This is a genomic window from Paraburkholderia phenazinium (assembly GCF_900100735.1).
Lineage (GTDB): Bacteria > Pseudomonadota > Gammaproteobacteria > Burkholderiales > Burkholderiaceae > Paraburkholderia > Paraburkholderia phenazinia.
The window spans coordinates 225,487-245,693 of sequence record NZ_FNCJ01000004.1 but is presented as its reverse complement, the minus strand read 5'-3'; the positions used below and the strand labels follow the sequence as shown (position 1 = coordinate 245,693).

The 20,207-nt window shown below is 62.0% G+C and carries 22 protein-coding genes; 20 read left to right on the top strand and 2 right to left on the bottom strand.

Annotated features, from left to right (window positions below; all coding sequences use genetic code 11):
- The first annotated feature begins 697 nt into the window (after window positions 1-697).
- From BLQ92_RS11450 to BLQ92_RS11435, 4 genes are read left to right on the top strand one after another with little or no spacing between them, the layout of a single operon-like run.
- Window positions 698-1,723, top strand: coding sequence for an RluA family pseudouridine synthase (locus tag BLQ92_RS11450; RefSeq protein ID WP_090684847.1), 1,026 nt, complete (start codon window positions 698-700; stop codon window positions 1,721-1,723).
- On the top strand, window positions 1,716-2,375 hold the full coding sequence (locus BLQ92_RS11445) for an HAD-IA family hydrolase (RefSeq protein ID WP_090684413.1): 660 nt from the start codon (window positions 1,716-1,718) through the stop codon (window positions 2,373-2,375). Before BLQ92_RS11450 ends, BLQ92_RS11445 begins: the two co-directional genes overlap by 8 nt.
- On the top strand, window positions 2,372-2,764 hold the full coding sequence (locus tag BLQ92_RS11440) for a Rieske (2Fe-2S) protein (protein ID WP_090684411.1): 393 nt from the start codon (window positions 2,372-2,374) through the stop codon (window positions 2,762-2,764). Before BLQ92_RS11445 ends, BLQ92_RS11440 begins: the two co-directional genes overlap by 4 nt.
- A gap of 18 nt (window positions 2,765-2,782) precedes the next feature.
- Entirely contained in the window at window positions 2,783-3,787 is a 1,005-nt protein-coding gene (locus tag BLQ92_RS11435) for a S49 family peptidase (protein WP_090684409.1), read from the top strand.
- Between the two features lie 39 nt (window positions 3,788-3,826).
- Here the strand turns inward: BLQ92_RS11435 and BLQ92_RS11430 are convergent, their stop codons facing one another.
- Window positions 3,827-4,546: an SAM-dependent methyltransferase gene (locus tag BLQ92_RS11430; RefSeq protein WP_090684407.1), complete on the bottom strand. Its 720-nt coding sequence runs from the start codon at window positions 4,544-4,546 to the stop codon at window positions 3,827-3,829.
- Window positions 4,543-5,160 carry a Maf-like protein gene (locus BLQ92_RS11425; protein ID WP_090684404.1) on the bottom strand — a complete coding sequence of 206 codons (618 nt, stop codon included), beginning with the start codon at window positions 5,158-5,160 and terminating at the stop codon, window positions 4,543-4,545. Before BLQ92_RS11425 ends, BLQ92_RS11430 begins: the two co-directional genes overlap by 4 nt.
- 268 nt (window positions 5,161-5,428) lie before the next feature.
- Here BLQ92_RS11425 and BLQ92_RS11420 point away from each other — a divergent pair, with 268 nt between their 5' ends.
- From BLQ92_RS11420 to lepB, 16 genes are all read left to right on the top strand, one after another.
- A complete protein-coding gene (locus tag BLQ92_RS11420; protein WP_090684403.1) occupies window positions 5,429-6,073 on the top strand; it encodes a DUF177 domain-containing protein in 645 nt (214 codons plus the stop codon).
- Between the two features lie 99 nt (window positions 6,074-6,172).
- Window positions 6,173-6,352, top strand: coding sequence for a 50S ribosomal protein L32 (gene rpmF, locus BLQ92_RS11415; RefSeq protein ID WP_074263835.1), 180 nt, complete (start codon window positions 6,173-6,175; stop codon window positions 6,350-6,352).
- Window positions 6,353-6,524: 172 nt separating this feature from the next.
- Complete coding sequence (gene plsX, locus BLQ92_RS11410; protein WP_090684401.1) at window positions 6,525-7,640, top strand: phosphate acyltransferase PlsX; 1,116 nt, start codon at window positions 6,525-6,527, stop codon at window positions 7,638-7,640.
- Window positions 7,640-8,629, top strand: coding sequence for a beta-ketoacyl-ACP synthase III (locus BLQ92_RS11405; RefSeq protein ID WP_090684399.1), 990 nt, complete (start codon window positions 7,640-7,642; stop codon window positions 8,627-8,629). Before plsX ends, BLQ92_RS11405 begins: the two co-directional genes overlap by 1 nt.
- Window positions 8,630-8,730: 101 nt before the next feature.
- Window positions 8,731-9,663: an ACP S-malonyltransferase gene (gene fabD, locus BLQ92_RS11400; RefSeq protein ID WP_090684397.1), complete on the top strand. Its 933-nt coding sequence runs from the start codon at window positions 8,731-8,733 to the stop codon at window positions 9,661-9,663.
- 76 nt (window positions 9,664-9,739) lie between these two features.
- Entirely contained in the window at window positions 9,740-10,489 is a 750-nt protein-coding gene (gene fabG, locus BLQ92_RS11395; protein WP_090684395.1) for a 3-oxoacyl-ACP reductase FabG, read from the top strand.
- Between the two features lie 151 nt (window positions 10,490-10,640).
- A complete protein-coding gene (gene acpP, locus BLQ92_RS11390; RefSeq protein WP_004197638.1) occupies window positions 10,641-10,880 on the top strand; it encodes an acyl carrier protein in 240 nt (79 codons plus the stop codon).
- 255 nt (window positions 10,881-11,135) lie between these two features.
- Window positions 11,136-12,374, top strand: a complete 1,239-nt coding sequence (gene fabF / locus BLQ92_RS11380; RefSeq protein ID WP_090684390.1) for a beta-ketoacyl-ACP synthase II — start codon at window positions 11,136-11,138, stop codon at window positions 12,372-12,374.
- A 29-nt stretch (window positions 12,375-12,403) separates the two neighbouring features.
- Window positions 12,404-12,868: a hypothetical protein gene (locus BLQ92_RS11375; protein ID WP_244106195.1), complete on the top strand. Its 465-nt coding sequence runs from the start codon at window positions 12,404-12,406 to the stop codon at window positions 12,866-12,868.
- Window positions 12,869-12,969: 101 nt separating this feature from the next.
- Complete coding sequence (rpoE, locus tag BLQ92_RS11370) at window positions 12,970-13,569, top strand: RNA polymerase sigma factor RpoE (protein ID WP_006051939.1); 600 nt, start codon at window positions 12,970-12,972, stop codon at window positions 13,567-13,569.
- 83 nt (window positions 13,570-13,652) lie between these two features.
- Window positions 13,653-14,267: a sigma-E factor negative regulatory protein gene (locus BLQ92_RS11365; RefSeq protein ID WP_090684388.1), complete on the top strand. Its 615-nt coding sequence runs from the start codon at window positions 13,653-13,655 to the stop codon at window positions 14,265-14,267.
- Window positions 14,268-14,271: 4 nt separating this feature from the next.
- Window positions 14,272-15,315, top strand: a complete 1,044-nt coding sequence (locus tag BLQ92_RS11360) for a MucB/RseB C-terminal domain-containing protein (RefSeq protein ID WP_090684386.1) — start codon at window positions 14,272-14,274, stop codon at window positions 15,313-15,315.
- A 28-nt stretch (window positions 15,316-15,343) separates the two neighbouring features.
- Window positions 15,344-16,891, top strand: a complete 1,548-nt coding sequence (locus BLQ92_RS11355; protein ID WP_090684384.1) for a DegQ family serine endoprotease — start codon at window positions 15,344-15,346, stop codon at window positions 16,889-16,891.
- Between the two features lie 2 nt (window positions 16,892-16,893).
- A complete protein-coding gene (locus tag BLQ92_RS11350) occupies window positions 16,894-17,154 on the top strand; it encodes a glutaredoxin family protein (RefSeq protein WP_090684382.1) in 261 nt (86 codons plus the stop codon).
- 194 nt (window positions 17,155-17,348) lie between these two features.
- Window positions 17,349-19,142, top strand: a complete 1,794-nt coding sequence (lepA, locus tag BLQ92_RS11345) for a translation elongation factor 4 (RefSeq protein WP_090684380.1) — start codon at window positions 17,349-17,351, stop codon at window positions 19,140-19,142.
- An 18-nt stretch (window positions 19,143-19,160) separates the two neighbouring features.
- The gene (lepB, locus tag BLQ92_RS11340; RefSeq protein ID WP_090684377.1) at window positions 19,161-20,054 is read left to right on the top strand and encodes a signal peptidase I; all 894 of its coding nucleotides are present in this window, start codon (window positions 19,161-19,163) and stop codon (window positions 20,052-20,054) included.
- The last annotated feature ends 153 nt before the right edge of the window (window positions 20,055-20,207 follow it).

The window sequence follows — 20,207 nt, the reverse complement described above, 5'->3', positions numbered from 1 at the left end:
CCTTGCGTTTGTCAGACGCAAAGGACGTTTCAGGGCAGCGGCATGCCGCGCTTTATTGTGTTTTCACAAGCACGCTGGAGCGGGAAAAATGGCGGGGAGAATTGCCTGAGAGGGCCCGGTCCGTACAAAAGGACACGGTGCCGCAGGGCACATGCGAACACGGCTTCAAATAATGACCCGACACGCCGCGGGTACTGCCGGCTGACCTTCACACGCCTTCGTCCACTCGCGCCGGTGCGCCAACTGGGCGCGTGACCGGAGGGTCGAAGGTTGCGGTCGAGCCGCAGCGGGAAGTTCGCGCAATAGGCGCGTCTTTTCTCGCCGGGGGTGTCTCGCCTCATTTTGACGTCGCCATGTCTTGTACTTTCTACAAGACGCCACGGGCGCACGCCGTATTTTCGCAACCGGAAGCCTCGTCCTGCAGGGCGTCAAACCGCCCGATACCAAGGCTCGCAGTTAAATTCTTTTTTACCAAAATTCCGTTACCGCGGAGCCGACCATGACCGAACGCGCCTGTGGGCGCCGTCCCTGCCGGGTGCTGACTCCGTGCGTACAACTTGTTGCATCTCGTTATGCGGGTGAGCAACCAGACCCGGGCGCAAGTAAAATGACTGTTTATCGCTTGCACCTGCGCAGACTGCCGGAATACCGGACAATGCGCCGGCCGCCGCAGACTGCTGGGCAAATTATATTCAGAATGAAAGAGTTAGGCAAAATATCCCAGAAATCGGTCGCAAGTGACCAGGTCTCGATGATCGAGATCGACGACGGCGCGGCCGGACAGCGCATCGACAACTTCCTCCTGCGCGTCTGTAAAGGCGTGCCGAAAAGCCACATTTACCGCATCCTGCGCAGCGGGGAAGTGCGTGTAAATAAGGGTCGGGTCGATGCCCAGTACCGCCTCGAGCATGGCGATCTGGTGCGCGTCCCGCCGATTCGCATTGCCCAGGGAACCGAAGCGAGTACTCACAATCCGGTACCGGCCGCCCATTTCGATATTCTTTTTGAAGATGACCACATGCTGGTCATCGACAAACCGGCCGGTGTCGCGGTGCACGGCGGCAGCGGCGTGGCGTTCGGGGTGATCGAGCAGATGCGCGAGGCGCGTCCGCAGGCAAAATTCCTCGAACTGGTGCACCGGCTGGACCGCGAGACCTCGGGCGTGCTAATGCTGGCCAAGAAGCGCGCGGCGCTGGTCAACCTGCACGAGCAGATCCGCGAGAACAAGATGGACAAGCGCTACTATGCGGCCGTCCACGGCGAGTGGGCGAGCGACTGGGGCCGCCGCCGGGCGGTCAAGGAACCGCTGCACAAGTATCTGACCGCGGATGGCGAGCGCCGCGTGCGGGTGCAGGCGGACGGCCTCGCGTCGCACACGGTTTTCAACCTGGTGAACCGCTGGCCAGACTACGCGTTGCTCGAAGCGGAACTGAAGACAGGCCGCACGCATCAGATCCGGGTTCACCTCGCGCATCTGGAGTTGCCGATCGTCGGGGACGCCAAATATGGCGATTTCGCACTGAATAAAGAGCTGGCGCGAAGTAATGCGCGCCCAGGACTGAAGCGGATGTTCCTGCACGCGTACCGGCTCAAGCTGACGCACCCCGCCACCGGCGCGGTGCTGCAGTTCGAAGCGCCGCTGCCGGCCGAATGCCGCCGCTTTATCGACCAGCTCAATGAGATCAACCAAGGGTCAAACCCGGAGACGGATACGCATGGCTAGAGAGCAATTTGATCTGATCGTCTTCGATTGGGACGGCACCTTGATGGATTCGACCGCGCATATCACGCGCAGCATCCAGTCGGCCTGCCGCGACCTCGGCTTGCCGGTGCCGGCGGATGAGGCAGCGAGTTACGTGATCGGTCTTGGCCTGCGCGATGCGTTGCAGATCGCCGCGCCCACGCTCGATCCGTCGGATTATCCGCGTCTGGCCGAGCGCTACCGCTTCCATTACCTGGTGAAAGATCAGACCACCGAGCTCTTTGCCGGCGTGCGCGAGATGCTGCAGGAGTTGCGCGATCAGGGCTATCTGCTGGGCGTCGCCACCGGCAAGAGCCGCGTGGGCCTGAACCGCGCGCTCGACCAGTCGCGCCTCACCAGCCTGTTCGACGGTACACGCTGTGCCGACGAAACCTTTTCGAAACCCCATCCGGCGATGCTGCACGAACTGACCCGCGAACTGGGCCAGGATGTGGCGCGCACGGTGATGGTCGGCGATACGACGCATGACCTGCAAATGGCGATCAACGCCGGCGTGGCGGGGATTGGCGTCACTTACGGCGCGCATCCGGCCGCTTCGTTGTCGGCGCTCGAACCGAAGTTCGTTGCGCCGAGCGTCGCCGCGCTGTCCGCCTGGTTGCGCGAAAACGCATGAGCGAGGCTGCCATGGAGCCGGTCCGGATTTGTGCCTCCGAAGAGCTGATCGACGGCGGGGCGGGGCTGCGCCACGCAGCGAAATATGCCGGCGGCGATGCCATTGTCTTTTTTGTCCGCTATGGTGGCCAAGCTTACGGTTATCTGAACCGCTGTGCGCACGTGCCGATGGAGCTTGACTGGGTAGAGGGTCAGTTCTTCGAGTCTTCGGGTTTATACTTGATGTGCGCCACGCACGGCGCAATTTACGCGCCGGACACAGGGAAGTGTGTCGGCGGTCCGTGCCGTGGCGGCAGGCTGCGTCCCGTTCAGGTCGACGAACGGGATACGCCGGATGGCCGCGCGGTATTCTGGCTGCCGGACGACGACCTGCGTCCGGTCACCCCCTGACTCTTCGATCTGCGACGCATGGCCGACAATCTCACTCCCGATCCGAATCAACCGTCCTCAGCGGGCCGCAAGCCGACCCCCACCGATGAACCGGGCTGGGAGCGCGCGGCGCTCGAACGTATTGCGCTGGCTGCGATCAGCGAGCAGCGTGCGGCGCGCCGCTGGAAAATCTTCTTCCGTTTCGTGTTCATTGCCCTGTTGCTGCTGGTCGTCTGGGGCGTCTTCGACTTTTCCGGCGAGAAGGTTGCCACCACCGGCCGCCATACGGCGCTGATCTCGCTCGACGGTGAAATCGCTGCGGACACCAATGCCAATGCCGATGACGTCGACTCCGCACTGGAAAGCGCCTTCGACGACGCCGGCACCGCGGGCGTGATCCTGAGCTGCAACAGTCCGGGCGGCAGTCCGGTGCAGGCCGGCATCATCAATCGCGATATTCGACGTTTGCGCGCTAAATATCCGTCTATTCCGCTCTACGTGGTGGTCGGCGACATGTGCGCATCGGGCGGCTACTATGCTGCAGCGGCGGCGGACAAGATCTACGTGGACAAGGCGAGCATCGTCGGTTCGATCGGCGTGCTGATGGACGGCTTCGGCTTTACCGGTCTGATGGACAAGCTCGGGGTCGAGCGGCGTCTGCATACTTCGGGTGAGAACAAGGGCTTTTTCGACCCGTTCTCGCCGGAAACGCCGAAGATGGACGCACATGCACAGGAAATGCTCGATCAGATCCACCAGCAGTTCATCGACGCGGTCCGTGAAGGTCGCGGCAAGCGGCTGCATGAGACGCCGGATATCTTCTCGGGCCTGTTCTGGACCGGTCAGCAGAGCGTCGACCTGGGGCTGGCGGATGGCTTTGGCGATGCCGATTACGTGGCGCGCGAGATCATCAAGGCGCCGGATATCGTCGATTACACCGTGAAGGAAAGCATCACCGACCGCGTGGCGCGCAAGTTCGGCGCGGCAGTCGGCAGCGCCGCGGTTCACGCGATGGTGCTGGGTGGGAAGATGAGCTTGCGGTGAGGGCTGGCCGCTGAGCGCCGCGTGCAGCGGGCGCCCCTGTCAGACAGCCAGCAGCAGGAAAATCGCCGGACGCTTGTGCAGCTCGAGTGCCGGCGCTTTCTTCCAGTCCGCCACCGTGCGGCTCGCAATCACCTCCGTTTCCAGCGTCAGATCCACTGCCACACAAACCAGCGTCGAGGGCGCGCAGGTTGCCAGTAGCGTATCGAGCAGCGCCTTGTTGCGATACGGCGTCTCGATAAAAATCTGGGTCTGCTTCCCCTTGCGCGAGTGCTGCTCCAGGTCGCGCAGCCGCTTGGCCCGTTCGGCCGCATCCACCGGCAAGTAGCCGTGAAACGCAAAACTCTGGCCGTTCAGGCCGGAAGCCATCAACGCCAGCAAGATCGAACTCGGGCCCACAAACGGCACGACCTTGACGCCGCGTTCGTGCGCCCGCCGCACCAGCAGGGCGCCCGGATCAGCCACGGCCGGGCAGCCGGCCTCGGAGACGAGACCCGCGTCAGTACCGGCCAGAAGCGGTGCCAGCAGCTTGTCGATCTCACCCGCTGGCGTATTCACATTCAGTTCGCGAATCTCGATTTCCTGGATCGGGCGCTCGGTGCCGACCTTCTTCAGGAATGCGCGGGTGGTTTTCGCGTTTTCGCCGATGTAGTAGTGCAGCGCCGCGGCGCGAGCCCTTACCGGCGCGGGCAGAACGGCGTCGAGCGCCTCTGCGTCGCCTTCGCCGAGGGTGTTCGGGATCAAATACAGTGTGCCGCTCATTGCGCCCCCAACAAAGGAAAACCGGCCGCCAGCAGCATGCGCGACAGCGCAATCAGCGGCAATCCGACGAGTGCCGTCGGATCGTCCGACTCGATCGCATCCAGCAACGCAATCCCGAGCCCTTCGGATTTGGCGCTGCCGGCCACGTCGTAGGGCGTTTCCGCGTGTAGATAGGCGTCCAGTTCGGCGTCGGAAAGATTCCTGAAGCGCACAGTCGTAATGACATCCAGCGTCTGGGCGCTGTTGTCGCGGCTATCGAACAGGCACAGCGCGCTGTGAAACAGCACTTCGCGGCCGCGCATGGCCTGCAACTGGGCGAGCGCCTTGTCGTGCGAACCCGGCTTGCCGATTTGCAGGCCGTCGTAAGTGGCGACCTGGTCCGAGCCGATCACGAGGGCGGGTTCGCCGGCGGACAGTTTGGCGGCGACGGCCCGCGCTTTGGCCTCGGAGAGCCGCAGTGCGGTCGCTTCAGGCGTTTCGCCCGGCTGGGGTGTTTCGTCGACGGCAGGCACGACGACCTCGAAAGGAACGCGCAGGCGTTCCAGAAGCTCGCGGCGATAGCGTGAACTCGACGCCAGAATCAGGCGCGGCGGGCGGGAAGGGGTATCCGGCATGGTGAACCAACGGCTAGAGAGGGCAGGTCGCACGGGCCTTGGCGCGTGCGGGCTTAAGTGTTTGACTCGAAAAGACAAAACGGATATGATTTTGGGCTTTTCATCGGTATGTGTATGTCGCAGCGGTGTTGCAACTGAGTTCAATCTCTCGTCGCAGCCTTGTTGCAACTAGGGTTTGTCTCGTAGTGGAAGCAGCGCCTTAACGGGCAACATACGAGGCACCATGCCGATTTACCCCGGCTAAATCCGTGCCGACGCAGGAGCGCACATGACTCAACATCTTGGCAAACCTGCAGGTCTCGCCGACCCGCATGATCTCGATCTGTTCGAATTCGCGCGTAGTGGGCGCCAGGCCGCGGGTCTTGTGCGCGTCTCGCAACTGCCGCGCATGTTAAACGAAGTTCCGGCGGAAGCGCCAGAGCGCGAAAGCGCCTTCACCTGGCAAGCCGAAGGTACGACGCAGCCGGAATTGCAGGACGACGGCACCGAGGGTCCGCAGCCTTATCTGAGGCTCGCGATTCATGGGGCCGCATGGCTCGAATGTCAGCGGTGTCTCGCGCCGTATAAGCAGGCGTTCAATGTCGATGCGACTTACCGGATCGTCAACACCGAGGCGGAAGCCGAAGAGTTTCCGCTCGACGAGGATGAAGTCGATGTGATCGTGGGCTCTGCCCATTTCGATCTTATCGACTTGATCGAAGAAGAGTTGCTGCTGAGTTTGCCGTTGGTGCCCAAACACGAAGTTTGCCCCGAAGTGCACGAGTCTCTCGTGTCAGGGGTGGCAGGTGAAGAGGGCGAGGGTGACGAAGCCGTGCAGGACGAAGCTGAAACGGGCGGTGAGCCCGAGCGGCCCAATCCATTTGCGGCGCTCGAAGCTCTCAAGAAGGGCGGTCCCAGCGGCGAAAAGCACTGAACAGTTGCATAGGAGCGCGATGCGGCGCGTTGGCCATCCGGCCAGTCGCGATGGCAGTATCGGGCTGTGTTAGAATTCGGAAAATTTTTAGGAGTTATCATGGCAGTCCAACAAAACAAGAAGTCGCCGTCGAAGCGCGGCATGCACCGCTCGCACGATTTCCTCAGCGCAGCGCCGCTGGCTGTGGAGCCGAGCACGGGTGAAGTGCATCTGCGTCACCACGTTAGCCCGAACGGCTACTACCGCGGCAAGAAAGTCGTCAAGACGAAGAACGACTAATCGTTCCACTGCGTTGCGCCCCTTGGCGTTTCGCGTGGCGATCGGCTCGCTTGACATTTTCCCGGCTCAGCAAAAAAGCGGCATTTTACTGCCGCTTTTTTATGTCGATCGCAGTTGGCGCTCTAGTGCTTACTGCGATCCCATGCAGAGCGCCTGAAATTCGTCGCACTCCATGACAGTAAAGCTCACAATAGATTGCATGGGGGGCGACCACGGCCCGTCCGTGACCGTTCCCGCGGCTGTCAATTTCGTTCGTTCGCATCCCGACGCGCAGTTGATGCTCGTTGGCATCGAAAGCGCCATTCGCGCCCAGCTCAAGAAGCTCAAAGCTGAGGGCGAGCCTGCTCTGGTCGTAGTGCCCGCTTCCGAGGTCGTCGCCATGGACGATCCGGTTGAGGTCGCGCTGCGCAAGAAAAAAGACTCGTCGATGCGCGTGGCGCTGAACCGCGTCAAGGAAGGCGAGGCCCAGGCCTGCATCTCCGCCGGCAACACCGGCGCGCTGATGGCCGTGTCCCGCTATGTTCTGAAAACGCTCCCGGGCATCGAACGCCCGGCGATTGCGTTCGCGCTGCCCAATCCCACTGGCTATACGATGATGCTCGACCTGGGCGCCAACGTCGATTGCGAGCCGCAGCATCTGCTGCAGTTCGCGGAGATGGGGCATGCGCTCGTGTCTGCGCTCGAGGGCAAAGACCGTCCCACGATCGGCCTGCTCAACATCGGCGAAGAGGTCATCAAGGGCAACGAGACCATCAAGCGTGCCGGTGAGCTGCTGCGAGCGAGTACACTGAATTTTCGCGGTAACGTCGAAGGCGACGACATCTATAAGGGCACGACCGACGTGATTGTCTGCGACGGTTTTGTCGGCAATGTCGCGCTGAAGACGTCGGAAGGGCTCGCACAGATGCTGAACAACATCATCAAGGAAGAGTTCGGCCGTTCGTGGCTGACCAAGGTGATGGCGGTGCTCGCGTTGCCGGTGTTAATGCGCTTCAAGAAGCGTGTGGACCATCGGCAATACAATGGTGCTGCACTGCTCGGCCTGCGTAGTCTCGTGATTAAAAGCCACGGCTCGGCAGATGCCTACGCGTTTGAGTGGGCAATCAAACGCGGGTATGATGCCGTCAAAAACGGCGTGCTGGAACGCCTTGCGCGGGCGATGGAAGACAACGCGGGTTCTCTGGAACAGGCAACGCGCGACGCAAGCGACACAAGCGGTGCGGGTTACGCAAGCCCGGCCGCAGGCCAGCCAGCCGAGCCCTACGCTGCGCTATCCTCGAAGGCATAATGGCTCAATCGACAATTTATTCCCGCGTGCTGGGTACCGGCAGCTATCTGCCGCCCGGGCGCGTCACCAATCAGGATCTGGCTGAACGTCTCGCCAAGCAGGGCGTCGAGACGAGTGACGAGTGGATCGTTGCCCGCACGGGCATCCATGCGCGCCACTTCGCAGAACCTGATGTCGCCACCAGCGATCTCGCGCTCATCGCCGCCCAGCGCGCGATCGAAGCGGCCGATATCGACCCGCAATCGATCGATCTGATCATTGTCGCCACTTCCACGCCGGACTTTGTGTTCCCTAGCACGGCGTGCCTGCTGCAAGCCAAGCTCGGCATCAAGAACAACGGCGCGGCGTTCGACGTGCAGGCGGTGTGTTCCGGCTTCGCCTACGCAGTGGCAACCGCCGACAGCTTCATCCGCAGTGGCCAGCATCGCACTGCGCTGGTGATCGGCGCGGAGACCTTCTCGCGTCTGCTCGACTTCAACGACCGCACCACCTGTGTGCTGTTCGGCGACGGCGCCGGTGCGATCATCCTGTCGGCCTCCGATCAGCCGGGTGTGCTCTCGAGCGCCCTGCATGCCGACGGCAGCCACTCCAACATTCTCTGCACGCCGGGTAACGTGAATGGCGGCATCATTGCCGGCAGCGCGTTCCTGCATATGGACGGCCCGGCGGTGTTCAAGCTCGCCGTCAACGTGCTGGAGAAGGTCGCGATCGAAGCGCTTAACAGAGCTGGGCTCGCGCCGGAACAGGTCGATTGGCTGATTCCGCATCAGGCCAATATCCGTATCATGCAAAGCACCTGCCGCAAGCTCGGCCTGCCGCAGGAACGGATGGTCGTTACCGTGCACGAACACGGCAATACGTCGGCTGCGTCCATCCCCCTCGCATTTGACGTCGCCGTGCGCGACGGCCGTATCAAGCGCGGCCAGAACGTCCTGATCGAGGGCGTGGGCGGCGGCTTCACGTGGGGCGCGTCGGTTATCCGCTATTGATCAGTTGTGTGACGTGGCGCATCGGTGCCGCCCGCAGCGATCAATCGCGTCGATAAGACCGCGTGCCGTACGTATCTGAAACATCGAATTTTGAGGATCCCATGAAATTTGCGTTCGTTTTTCCTGGTCAGGGCTCGCAATCGGTCGGCATGCTCAACGCATTTGCCGATCACGCCATCGTGCGCGAGACGGTTCAGGAAGCCTCCGACGCGCTCGGCCAGGATCTGGGCAAGCTGATCGCCGAAGGTCCGGCCGACGATCTGAACCTCACCACCAATACCCAGCCCGTCATGCTGACTGCCGCGTACGCGATCTACCGCGCGTGGCAAGCTGCGGGCGGACCGGCCCCGGCGATCGTCGCCGGTCACAGCCTCGGCGAATACACGGCGCTGGTCGCCGCTGGCGTGCTGGCGTTCCGTGACGCGGTGCCGCTGGTGCGCTTTCGCGCGCAAGCCATGCAAACGGCCGTGCCGGTAGGCGTGGGCGGCATGGCGGCCATCCTCGGTCTCGACGACGACACGGTGCGCAAGGTGTGCGCAGACGCGGCGTCGGCGGGTGTCGTGGAAGCGGTGAATTTCAACGCGCCGGCGCAAGTCGTGATCGCCGGCCATAAGGCTGCGGTCGAAAAGGCCTGCGAACTTGCCAAGGCCGCAGGCGCGAAGCGCGCGCTGCCGCTGCCGGTGTCGGCGCCGTTTCACTCGTCGCTGCTCAAGCCCGCTTCGGACCAGTTGCGCGAGTATCTGGCGAGCGTCGAAGTGCAGGTGCCGAAGATTCCTGTCGTCAATAACGTCGACGTGGCCATCGTCAACGAGCCGGCCGCGATTAAAGATGCGCTGGTGCGCCAGGCAGCCGGTGCCGTGCGCTGGGTCGAATGCGTGCAGGCGATCGCAGCTCAGGGCGCGACGCACGTGATCGAATGCGGCCCGGGTAAGGTGCTGGCAGGTTTGACCAAGCGCATCGACGGCAATCTGGTCGGCGCTTCGGTTTTCGATCCGGCTTCGCTCGAAGAAACGCTTAAGCTCGTGACGGCCTGAGCGCTGCCCCAGCACTAGCCAATACCGGCCAGCCTAAAGATTGCAATTCGCCCGCAAGGGCACTCCGGACTGACAGATGGAAAAGACTCTCGATAAGCAGATCGCGATCGTGACGGGCGCCTCGCGCGGCATTGGCCGCGCCATTGCGCTCGAACTGGCGCGCCAGGGCGCAACCGTGATCGGCACCGCGACTAGCGAAAGCGGCGCAAACGCCATCACCGAAGCCTTCAAGGCCGAAGGCATGAACGGCCGTGGCGCCGTGCTGAACGTGAACGATGCGGCTGCGGCGGAAGCGCTGATCGACGGCACCGTGAAGGAATTCGGCGCGTTGCACGTGCTGGTGAACAACGCGGGCATCACCCAGGATCAACTGGCGATGCGCATGAAGGACGACGACTGGGATGCGGTGGTCGACACCAATCTCAAGTCCGTGTTCCGCTTGTCGCGCGCCGTGCTGCGCCCGATGATGAAGGCGCGTGGTGGCCGCATTATCAACATCACGTCGGTGGTCGGCTCGGCCGGCAACCCGGGGCAGGTCAACTACGCAGCGGCGAAGGCCGGCGTAGCGGGCATGACGCGGGCGTTGGCGCGTGAGATCGGCAGCCGCGGCATCACCGTGAACTGCGTGGCGCCAGGCTTCATCGACACCGACATGACGAAGACCTTGCCGGAAGAGCAGCAAACCGCGCTGAAGACCCAGATTCCGCTGGGTCGTCTGGGCAGCCCGGAGGACATCGCGCATGCCGTCGCGTTTCTTGCTTCGCCGCAGGCCGGGTATATCACTGGCACGACGCTGCATGTGAACGGCGGCATGTACATGTCGTAACAGAATTCGGTTACCATCCGCGCCGTGACGCGTTTCTCGACGCGTGGGGCGGATGCCTTGACAGGAACCGTGCGCGCCGCTTTTTTGAGGGGCAAACCTGATAAAATGCGCGCACCTGTATTTTTGAACTTCTTTTCCCTTGGAGGGGTTAATGGACAATATCGAACAGCGCGTCAAGAAGATCGTCGCAGAACAACTGGGCGTTGCCGAAGCAGAGATCAAGAACGAAGCATCGTTCGTGAACGACCTCGGCGCTGACTCGCTCGACACCGTCGAACTCGTGATGGCCCTCGAAGACGAATTCGGCATGGAAATTCCGGATGAAGAAGCTGAAAAGATCACGACCGTTCAGCAAGCGATCGACTACGCTCGCGCAAACGTCAAGGCCTAAGGTCATTCGCGCCCGCGTTGCTGGGCTGGTGGCGTGTGACGCCCTGTCGGGCCGGTTTCCGGCATCCGCAGGGCGGGCGCTATTGTCAGCGCCGTCGCCAGTGCGGTTTGCAGCTCGGTTGCCAGCGCAGCTTCCAAACCGGTTTGCAGCGCAGTTTCCAGCGCCGTTCCCAGGTTAACAGCCACAGGGCTCACAGGTCCGATTCCTGTGTCCACTGTGGCTTTTGCTTTTGTCACCCATGAAAAAGAGGTTACCGTGAGCCGTCGTCGTGTTGTTGTTACAGGCCTGGGGCTGATTTCGCCTGTTGGCAATAATGTTGCCGACGGCTGGGCCAATCTGGTCGCCGGCAAGTCAGGTATTGCCAACATCACGAAGTTCGACGCGTCGAACTTCTCGACCCGCTTCGCCGGCGAGGTGAAGGGCTTCAACATCGAGGACTACATCCCCGGTAAGGAAGCGCGCCATATGGATACGTTTATCCATTACGGCGTCGCGGCCGGCATCCAGGCGATGCAGGATAGTGGTCTCGAAGTCACCGAAGAAAACGCCGAGCGCGTCGGTGTCGTGGTCGGCTCGGGCATCGGCGGTCTGCCGATGATCGAAGTCACGCAGACGGAACTGCTCAATCGCGGCCCGCGCCGGATTTCGCCGTTCTTCGTGCCGGCCTCCATCATCAACATGATCTCCGGCCATCTGTCGATCAAGTTCGGCATCAAGGGCCCGAACCTCGCCATCGTCACGGCGTGTACCACCGGCCTGCACTGCATCGGCGAGGCTTCGCGCCTGATCGAATACGGCGATGCGGACGTGATGATCGCAGGCGGTGCGGAATCGACCGTGTCGCCGCTCGGTATCGGCGGCTTTGCGGCGGCGCGTGCGCTGTCGCAACGCAACGACGACCCCGCCACGGCGAGCCGTCCCTGGGACAAGGACCGCGACGGTTTCGTGCTGGGCGAGGGTGCCGGCGTGATGGTGCTCGAAGAGTACGAACACGCGAAGGCGCGCGGCGCGAAGATTTATGCCGAAGTGAGCGGCTATGGGATGAGCGGCGATGCTTATCACATGACTGCTCCACTGGAAAACGGCGACGGCGCGCGCCGCTGCATGCTGGCGGCACTGAAGAACGCCGGCGTGAACCCGGACGAGGTGAACTACCTGAACGCACACGGCACTTCCACGCCGCTGGGCGACCTGGCGGAAACCACCGGCATCAAGCGCGCCTTCGGCGATCACGCGAAGAACATGGTGGTGAATTCGACCAAGTCGATGACGGGCCACCTGTTGGGCGGCGCGGGCGGCCTCGAATCCGTGTTCACCGTACTGGCGGTGCATCATCAGATCTCGCCGCCGACGATCAACATCTTCAACCAGGATCCGGAATGTGACCTGGATTACTGCGCCAACACGGCGCGGGAGATGAAGATCGATGTCGCGCTGAAGAACTCGTTTGGGTTCGGCGGCACGAACGGCACGCTGGTCTTCAAGCGCGCCTGATCCGGGCTGAGCGTTTGACCTCACAGCCCATGCAAGCCGGTCCGGCGCTTCAGCCCGGACCGGCCTCGCCCAACGGAGCGCCGCAGATTGTTCTGCGGCGCTCCGTTGCGCTTCGTGGGGCGACAATCGCGTTTATTCTGATTGCCGTCGCGGCAGTGCAGGCAAGCCTCGCCGCGAGGCTTGGCGGCATGCAGGCCGCACCTGCAACGCTTGCGGTATTGGGCGCGCTGCTGCTGGGCGCGTCGCGGCATTGGCGCGCCGAACCGGCCGCTATCAAAATCGGGCCCGATGGGCTCATCGTCTGGAACCGCGCGGGGCAGACGCTCGCGCAGGGTCGTATTGCCGGCTGTTCGCAGTGGAGCGGGCGGCTGCTCATTCTGGCGCTCGCCGGCGCGGGTGGCGCTTCGCGGACTGTGCTGATCGCGGCCGACACGCTTGGCGCCGAGGCGTTCCGGGAGTTGGCCGTGCTGGGCCGGTGCGCATCGCGCGTCTGACTGTAACGACTGTAACCGCTGTTACCTTAGTAACGTGACGCGATGATGGGGACGCTACAATGGTGCCCCGCGATGCACCCTATAGTTAACGGATTTATCAGGTGAGCGAAAAAGAAATTGATCAGGTGCTGGTCGAACGCGTCCAGAAGGGCGACAAGGCCGCGTTCGAGCTTCTGGTCTCCAAATACCACCGCAAGATCCTCCGGCTGATCTCGCGCCTCGTGCGAGACCCTGCTGAAGTTGAGGACGTGGCTCAGGATGCCTTTATCAAGGCATACCGGGCGCTGCCCCAATTCCGCGGCGAATCGGCCTTTTATACGTGGTTGTACCGGATTGCGGTCAACACAGCGAAGAACTACCTTGCCACCCAGGGTCGGCGCGCACCCACTTCGACCGAAGCAGATGCTGAAGAAGCTGAAACTTTCTCGGATGCCGACCAACTAAGGGATATCAACACGCCTGAGTCGATGTTGATGAGCAAGCAGATCGCTGAGACGGTCAATGCTGCGATGGCGGTTTTACCGGAAGAGTTGCGCACCGCCATTACTCTTCGTGAAATTGAAGGTTTGAGCTACGAAGAAATCGCTGAGATGATGGGGTGCCCAATCGGCACGGTCAGATCACGAATTTTTCGCGCTCGCGAAGCCATTGCGGCAAAATTGCGTCCATTGCTTGACACACCCGAAGGCAAGCGCTGGTAAACAGCCAGTCAGCCCGGCGGGGCAATGGGGCAATATCTGGGTTAGGTGGTGTCACTAGGGGTGTCTGTAAGATGGGGAGCATCATGGGGTCGGTCTCGATGCAATCGCAAGCAAGCTCGCGAGGTGAGCGTCTGTCCGCTTTTGTCGACGGTGAGCTGTTCGGCGAAGAGCATCTGAACAAGTTTATTTCCGAGCTGGATCACGAAGATCGTGCATCCTGGTCGCATTACCACCTGATCGGCGACGCCCTGCGTTCGGACGAGCTGGCGGTGAACCCGGCGGCCAGCAGTGCGTTCCTCGCCGGCTTTGCTGCGCGTTTCGAGCAGGAGCCGCACGTGCTGGCTCCCGCTGCGATGCCGGTTGCGCGCCGTTTGCTGGCGCTGCGCCGCCGCGTCGTGCCGGCGTTTGCGGTTGCCGCTGCGGCCGCCACGCTGACGTGGATCGTCGTGCCGCAATTGCAGGGCGTGCCGGGTGTGGCCCAGGTCGCGTCCGTCCAGTCGCACGCTGATTCCGTGCAACGGGTGGCCATGGCCTCCGTGCCGACGGCGTCGGCCCAGCCTGTCCAGGACGGTAACATCATCCGCGACGCCAGCCTCGACCAGTATCTGGAAGCTCATCAGCAGTTCGCGCAACAACCGGTCATGCCCGGTTCGATGCCGCTGATTCGTACCTCCGCCATGACCACGCAAGGCCAATAGTCTGATGCAGACACTGCGGTTGAATAAAACGACTATCTGGGGGCGGCTGCCGGCATTCCTGTTCTGCGCAGCCGTATTGTTGTCCGCCACGCCGCGTGTCTTTGCGCAATCTGACGATCCGCTCGTCGTCCGCCGCACTGCGGCGGACTTGCTCAACCGGATTCACCAGGCTGCTCAACAGCAGAATTACGAGGGTGCGTTCGTCTATCAGCGGGGCAATTTCGTCCAGACGTCACGGATCGTGCATTACGCCACCCGTAACGACGGCGAGTTCGAGCAGCTCGAAAGCCTGGACGGCAAGCCGCGCAAGATGTTGCGCCATAACGACGAAATGTACACGTTCATCCCCGAACGGCATCTGTGCGTCGTCGAGAAGCGCCAAAACAAAGATTCCTTCCCGGCATTGCTAGCGGCGACCAGCGACCAGGTGTTGTCGGTGTACGAGCCGAAGCTGCTGGGTGCCGACCGCGTCGCGGGTATCGACAGCCAGGTCGTCGAACTCGATCCGAAAGACGCGTATCGCTTTGCCTACAAGCTGTGGGCAGACAAAAAGACCGGTTTGCTGCTGCGTGCCCAGACGCTCGACCCGAGCGGCCAGGTGCTCGAGCAGTTGTCGTTCTCGCAGATCAGCATTGGCGTTCCGGCGGACAAGACCGCGATCGTCAACGGCATCCATAACACGGCGGGCTGGACGGTCGTGCGGCCGCCGGTCGAGGCGGTGGACATGGAAGCGCAAGGCTGGCAGATCGAGCCCACCGTGCCGGGTTTCCACAAGATTCGCGAGCTGCGTCGTCCAATGGCGGCGCGCGACCCCGGCGAGCCGGCCATCCCGGTCGATCAGGCCGTGTTTTCGGATGGTCTGGCGGCGATTTCGGTGTTCGTCGAGCCGGTTGAAAACAACACGCGCAAGGAAGGCGCGGGCAGTAGCGGGGCGACGCACGTGCTGGTTAAGCGTCAAGGTGACTTCTGGATTACTCTGCTAGGGGAAGTGCCCCAAGCCACATTGCAGCAATTTGCGTCTGCCATAGAATATAAGGCTCCCAAGTAATCCCTCGAATCCCTCGGCTGGCTACGATATGACGATTTTCACGGTGCGCAAATTCCTCGCAGCCGCGGTGGTGGCAGTTTGTCTGCCGCTGGTGTCGCATGCGGCGTCGGCGGCTCCTGCAGCCAATCTTCCCGACTTCACCGATCTCGTCGACAAAGTCGGCCCGGCGGTCGTCAATATCCGCACGACCACCCGCGTATCGAGCGGCGGCAGCACCCATGGCATGCCGCCGGGGCTCGACGACGGCGATATGTCCGAGTTTTTCCGGCGCTTTTTCGGCATTCCCTTGCCGCAGCAGCCCGGCTCGCCGCGTGGCGGTGGCGGTGGCGGCAGTGACAACGGCGATAACGGCAGCAGCGGTGGTGGCAGCGGTAGCGGCGGCAGCCAGGACGCGCCGGACAACTCCGATTCCGAGCAGAGCAGCGGCGTGGGCTCGGGCTTCATCCTGTCGCAGGATGGCTACGTGATGACCAACGCCCACGTGGTCGACGACGCCGACAATATCTACGTTACGCTCACCGACAAGCGCGAATTCAAGGCCAAGCTGATTGGCGTGGACGATCGCACCGACGTCGCGGTCGTGAAGATCAACGCGTCGAATCTGCCGGCGGTCACGATTGGCGATTCGACCAAGGTGCGCGTGGGCGAATGGGTGGTCGCAATCGGCTCGCCGTTCGGCCTGGAAAACACGGTCACTGCTGGCATCGTCAGCGCCAAGGGGCGTGATACCGGCGACTACTTACCGTTCATCCAGACCGACGTGCCGGTCAACCCGGGCAATTCCGGCGGTCCGCTGATCAACATGCAAGGCGAGGTGATCGGCATCAACTCGCAGATCTATAGCCGCACCGGCGGTTTCATGGGCATTTCGTTCGCGATCCCAATCGACGAAGCAATGCGCGTGGCCGACCAGTTGAAGAGCACAGGTAAAGTCACGCGCGGCCGGATTGCGGTGGCGATCGGCGAAGTGACCAAGGACGTGGCCGATTCGCTCGGTCTGCCGACGGCGCAAGGCGCGCTCGTCAGCAGCGTCGAGCCGGGCGGTCCGGCCGACAAGGCAGGCGTGCAGCCGGGCGACATCATCCTGAAGTTCAACGGTCATTCCGTCGACACGGCAACCGATTTGCCGCGCATGGTGGGCGATACGAAGCCGGGCACCAAGGCGACCATCACCGTCTGGCGCAAGGGGCAAACGCGCGAGCTGCCGGTCACGATTGCCGAGATGCAGCCGGACAAGTCCGCCAAGACCGACGAGAAGCAGGCGCCGGCGCCCAAGCAGCGTGCCACCAACTCGCTGGGCATTGCGGTCAGCGACATCCCGTCCGACCAGCAGAAGACGCTCAAGGTGAAGGGCGGCGTGCAGGTCGATCAGGTGGACGGACCCGCCGCCCGTGTCGGTCTGCAAAAGGGTGACATCATTCTGCGCGTGGGCGACACGGATATCGCCAACGCCAAGCAGTTCGACGAAGTGACTGCGCATCTCGATCCGCAGAAGATGGTCGCGCTGCTCGTGCGTCGTGGCGAGAACACGCAGTTCGTGCCGCTGCGTCCGCGTTCCAGCTCGGCGCAGAAGTGACGATGGCCGCGGCACCGCTCACGCTCTATGGGCGCGCGTGGTGCCACCTCTGCGAAGACATGCGCGCCGCACTCGGGCCGTTGCTGGCCGAGTTCGGTGCTCAGGTCGAAGTTGTCGATATCGACGCCGATCCCGCACTCGAAGCACGTTATAACGAGTTAGTGCCGGTTTTGGTGTGCGAGGGCGTCGAGTTGTGCCACTATCATCTCGACGAAGGGCGGGTTCGCGCGGCGCTGAGCGCACGTGCTGTGCAGACCCGCTAGCGCATCGAAAGTCTCAGGGCCCGACACATGTCTGAGCCCCGGTATAAGTCCCGGTCTCAGCCCACTTTCCATGCTCTCCTGCAAGATATGCCGGGCGGAAGCCTTTTTCGGCTAAAATAGACAGGTTTTTCACCTACTTACAAGGCGTGCTCCGCAATCGTCCGAGCGCGCCTTTTTCGCTTGATCGGTACTGAATGGATCATATTCGTAATTTCTCGATCATTGCGCACATCGACCATGGCAAGTCGACGCTCGCCGATCGCATCATCCAGATTTGCGGCGGCCTGTCCGACCGCGAAATGGAAGCCCAGGTGCTCGACTCGATGGATCTCGAGCGCGAGCGCGGCATCACCATCAAGGCACAGACGGCTGCGTTGACCTATCGCGCGCGCGATGGGCAGATCTATAACCTCAACATGATCGACACGCCGGGGCACGTCGACTTCTCGTACGAAGTCAGCCGTTCGCTGTCGGCGTGCGAAGGCGCGCTGCTGGTGGTCGACGCGAGTCAGGGCGTCGAAGCCCAGACCGTGGCGAACTGCTATACGGCTATCGAGCTCGGCGTCGACGTGATTCCGGTGCTCAACAAGATCGATTTGCCGGCGGCAAACCCCGAAAACGCGATTTCCGAAATCGAAGACGTGATCGGCATCGACGCAACCGACGCGACGCATTGCAGCGCGAAGACCGGCCTTGGCGTCGAAGACGTGCTGGAAGCGCTGATCGCAAAAGTGCCGCCGCCCAAGGGCGATCCGCAAGCGCCGCTGCAGGCGCTGATCATCGATTCGTGGTTCGACAACTACGTCGGCGTGGTGATGCTGGTGCGTATCGTCAACGGCACGCTGCGTCCGAAAGACAAGATCCGCATGATGGCGACCGACGCGCAATACCCGGTCGAGCACATCGGCGTGTTCACGCCGAAGTCGAAGAATCTGGAAGTGTTGTCGGCCGGGCAGGTGGGCTTCATCATCGCCGGCATCAAGGAGTTGGCCGCTGCGAAGGTGGGCGACACCGTCACGCTGGTGAACCGTCCGGCCGCCGAGCCGCTGCCTGGTTTCAAGGAAGTGAAGCCGCAGGTGTTCGCCGGTCTCTATCCGGTCGAAGCGAACCAGTACGATGCGCTGCGTGACTCGCTGGAAAAGCTGAAGCTCAACGACGCTTCGCTGCACTACGAACCGGAAGTCTCGCAGGCGCTTGGCTTCGGCTTCCGCTGCGGCTTCCTCGGCCTCCTGCACATGGAGATCGTGCAGGAGCGTCTGGAGCGCGAGTTCGACATGGACCTGATCACCACGGCGCCGACCGTGGTGTACGAAGTCCTGCAACGCGACGGCACGACCATCATGGTCGAGAACCCGGCCAAGATGCCCGATCCGTCGAAGATCGAGGAAGTGCGCGAGCCGATCGTCACCGTGAACCTGTACATGCCGCAAGACTATGTGGGTGCGGTGATCACGCTGTGTACGCAAAAGCGCGGCAACCAGATCAACATGCAGTACCACGGCCGCCAGGTCCAGCTCACCTATGAAATTCCGATGGGCGAAGTCGTGCTCGACTTCTTCGACCGTCTGAAGTCCATGTCGCGCGGCTATGCGTCGATGGACTACGAGTTCAAGGAATACCGCGCGGCGGACGTCGTCAAGGTCGACATGCTGATCAACGGCGACAAGGTCGATGCGCTGTCGGTGATCGTCCACCGCTCGCAGAGCCAGTACCGCGGCCGTGAAGTGGCGGCGAAGATGCGCGAACTGATTCCGCGTCAGATGTACGACGTGGCGATTCAGGCGACCATCGGCGCGAATATTATCGCCCGCGAAAACATCAAGGCTTTGCGTAAGAATGTGCTGGCAAAATGCTACGGCGGCGACATTTCGCGTAAGAAGAAGCTGTTGGAAAAGCAGAAGGCAGGCAAGAAGCGAATGAAGCAGGTCGGGTCTGTCGAGATTCCGCAAGAGGCTTTCCTCGCGATTCTGCGTGTCGAAGACAAATAAGACGAAGAACGGAACCCTATGAATTTTGCGCTGATTCTTTTTGTGCTCGTGATCATTACGGGCGTCGCATGGGTCGCAGATAAACTGGTTTTCATGCCGCAACGGCGGCGCGCGGCGGACGAGGCGGTAGCCGAGTTCGACCGCCAGCAGGAACGCGTCGGCGAGCGCTTCGCCGACGAAAACGCCCCGCAGACGCGGGCACGCCTGCGTGACGAAAAGCTGCGCCAACCGTGGTGGCTCGAGTACTCGGCGAGCTTTTTCCCGGTGATTCTGGTGGTCTTCGTGGTGCGCTCGTTCGTGGTCGAGCCGTTCAAGATTCCGTCGGGTTCGATGGTGCCGACGCTGCTGGTGGGCGACTTCATCCTCGTCAACAAGTACGAATACGGCATCCGTCTGCCGATCACCAACACCAAGATTACCGAAGGTCGTCCGCTTCAGCGTGGCGACGTGGTGGTGTTCCGTTACCCGAAAGACGAATCGGTCGACTACATCAAGCGTGTGATCGGCCTGCCGGGCGACGTGGTCGCTTATCAGGACAAGCAACTGACGATCAACGGCAAGCCTGTGCCTGAAACGCCGCTGCCTGACTACTTCGACGAAGAGCGCATTGGTTATGCGAAGCAGTTCGAAGAAGACCTCGACGGCCGCAAGAACGCGATTCTGAACAACCCGGCGGTGCCGCCGTTCATCGTCGGCGCGGAAGATTATCCGTACCGCGATAACTGCACGTACAACGCACGCGGTGTGATCTGCAAGGTGCCGCCCGGCAATTATTTCATGATGGGCGACAACCGCGATAACAGCGCAGACAGCCGTTACTGGGGTTTTGCGCCGGACCAGAATATCGTCGGCCGCGCGTTCTTTATCTGGATGAATTTCAGCAATCTGAAACGCATTGGGGCGTTCCACTGATCGTCACTGCACTTACCGCACAACGCGCCGCGCCGATCTCGCTGATCGAGCACGGCGTGTTACTACGCTACTTTAAGAACGTGCGGTAAGGTCGCTTCACTACGCTTTTTCCGTTGGCCGCCCCGCGTTTTCGCCGGGGCAGGCGCCCGCGTT

Bases quoted from the DNA above. Each gene is read 5' to 3' on its own strand.
- BLQ92_RS11420 (WP_090684403.1), top strand. From the start codon at position 5,429: ATGACTCAACATCTTGGCAAACCTGCAGGTCTCGCCGACCCGCATGAT.
- BLQ92_RS11375 (WP_244106195.1), top strand. From the start codon at position 12,404: ATGCAAGCCGGTCCGGCGCTTCAGCCCGGACCGGCCTCGCCCAACGGA.
- rpmF (WP_074263835.1), top strand. From the start codon at position 6,173: ATGGCAGTCCAACAAAACAAGAAGTCGCCGTCGAAGCGCGGCATGCAC.
- fabG (WP_090684395.1), top strand. From the start codon at position 9,740: ATGGAAAAGACTCTCGATAAGCAGATCGCGATCGTGACGGGCGCCTCG.
- BLQ92_RS11405 (WP_090684399.1), top strand. From the start codon at position 7,640: ATGGCTCAATCGACAATTTATTCCCGCGTGCTGGGTACCGGCAGCTAT.
- BLQ92_RS11435 (WP_090684409.1), top strand. From the start codon at position 2,783: ATGGCCGACAATCTCACTCCCGATCCGAATCAACCGTCCTCAGCGGGC.
- lepB (WP_090684377.1), top strand. From the start codon at position 19,161: ATGAATTTTGCGCTGATTCTTTTTGTGCTCGTGATCATTACGGGCGTC.
- plsX (WP_090684401.1), top strand. From the start codon at position 6,525: ATGACAGTAAAGCTCACAATAGATTGCATGGGGGGCGACCACGGCCCG.
- BLQ92_RS11365 (WP_090684388.1), top strand. From the start codon at position 13,653: ATGGGGTCGGTCTCGATGCAATCGCAAGCAAGCTCGCGAGGTGAGCGT.
- BLQ92_RS11440 (WP_090684411.1), top strand. From the start codon at position 2,372: ATGAGCGAGGCTGCCATGGAGCCGGTCCGGATTTGTGCCTCCGAAGAG.
- lepA (WP_090684380.1), top strand. From the start codon at position 17,349: ATGGATCATATTCGTAATTTCTCGATCATTGCGCACATCGACCATGGC.
- BLQ92_RS11425 (WP_090684404.1), bottom strand. From the start codon at position 5,160: ATGCCGGATACCCCTTCCCGCCCGCCGCGCCTGATTCTGGCGTCGAGT.
- BLQ92_RS11445 (WP_090684413.1), top strand. From the start codon at position 1,716: ATGGCTAGAGAGCAATTTGATCTGATCGTCTTCGATTGGGACGGCACC.
- BLQ92_RS11430 (WP_090684407.1), bottom strand. From the start codon at position 4,546: ATGAGCGGCACACTGTATTTGATCCCGAACACCCTCGGCGAAGGCGAC.
- BLQ92_RS11450 (WP_090684847.1), top strand. From the start codon at position 698: ATGAAAGAGTTAGGCAAAATATCCCAGAAATCGGTCGCAAGTGACCAG.
- BLQ92_RS11360 (WP_090684386.1), top strand. From the start codon at position 14,272: ATGCAGACACTGCGGTTGAATAAAACGACTATCTGGGGGCGGCTGCCG.
- fabD (WP_090684397.1), top strand. From the start codon at position 8,731: ATGAAATTTGCGTTCGTTTTTCCTGGTCAGGGCTCGCAATCGGTCGGC.
- acpP (WP_004197638.1), top strand. From the start codon at position 10,641: ATGGACAATATCGAACAGCGCGTCAAGAAGATCGTCGCAGAACAACTG.
- BLQ92_RS11355 (WP_090684384.1), top strand. From the start codon at position 15,344: ATGACGATTTTCACGGTGCGCAAATTCCTCGCAGCCGCGGTGGTGGCA.
- BLQ92_RS11350 (WP_090684382.1), top strand. From the start codon at position 16,894: ATGGCCGCGGCACCGCTCACGCTCTATGGGCGCGCGTGGTGCCACCTC.